Source organism: Qingrenia yutianensis, assembly GCF_014385105.1.
GTDB lineage: Bacteria > Bacillota > Clostridia > UMGS1810 > UMGS1810 > Qingrenia > Qingrenia yutianensis.
Genome location: NZ_JACRTE010000069.1, coordinates 1 through 1,033 on the forward strand (window position 1 = coordinate 1; position 1,033 = coordinate 1,033).

General features: G+C 36.2%; 1 protein-coding gene. It reads left to right on the top strand.

Annotation, left to right across the window (positions count from 1 at the left end; translation table 11 throughout):
• The first annotated feature begins 182 nt into the window (after positions 1-182).
• A complete protein-coding gene (locus H8706_RS12070) occupies positions 183-968 on the top strand; it encodes a ParB/RepB/Spo0J family partition protein (RefSeq protein WP_262432837.1) in 786 nt (261 codons plus the stop codon).
• The last annotated feature ends 65 nt before the right edge of the window (positions 969-1,033 follow it).

Below are 1,033 nucleotides of genomic sequence, written 5' to 3' on the forward strand. Positions count from 1 at the left end.
AACTGTTTCAAGGACTTTTTCTTTTTACCGATTACAAATCAACTTATATAATATCAATACAAGATAAACACTTATACCTATTAAATGTTGTGAGACTCATTGTTCCATACGGAATAATGAGTCTCTTTTGCTTTTTGCAAAAGTGCGGTATACACAAATTTATGGTTTAGGAGTGATTTATTATGAAGGGAAAGCAATTTGAAAATTGGAAAACAAATGAGTTTATAATGATTCATCAGTCAAAACTAATACCGTTTGATGAGCAGCCGTATAAAGTTCTTTTTGATAAAAGTATGGAAGAACTTATTACAAGCATTAAAGAAAACGGCATTTTGTCACCGATTATCGTCCGTAAACTTGATAATGAGCAATTTGAAATTATTTCCGGACACAGGAGAGTTGCAGCGGGTAAGATTGCAAAAATACACAAGTTTCCGGCGCAGGTGATGGAGCTTAATGATGACGAAGCAGCGATACTTCTTGTTGACTCGAACCTGCAAAGAGAAAACATTCTTCCCAGTGAAAAGGCATTCGCATATAAGCTAAAACCTGATGCAATGAAAAGGCAGGGTATGCGGACGGATTTAACCTTGTCCCAAAATGAGACAAGGATGCGCTCGGATATGCAGCTTGCCAAGCAAGTCGGCGAAAGCAGAAATCAGGTGCAAAGATATATTAGATTAACATACCTTATCGATAAACTTCTTGAAATGGTGGACAACAAGAGAATGCCTTTTACAGTCGGCGTTGAACTTTCATATCTCGGCAGCAAAGCACAGGCATATATTGCAGAAATTTTGGAATATGACGAGATAATGTTGTCGGTAGGACAGGCGTCAAGAATTAAATCTCTTTCAAAAGACGGAAAGATTGATGAGGATAAAATATTATCCGTAATATATGATAAAAATCCGAGAAGGTTAATATCACAATTAAGAATAAGCAAATCAGAGAATACTTTCCGATAGAATACTCGAAAGAACAAATAGAAGGTATTGTATTCGGGCTGATAAAACAATGGGCGGAGAAACAT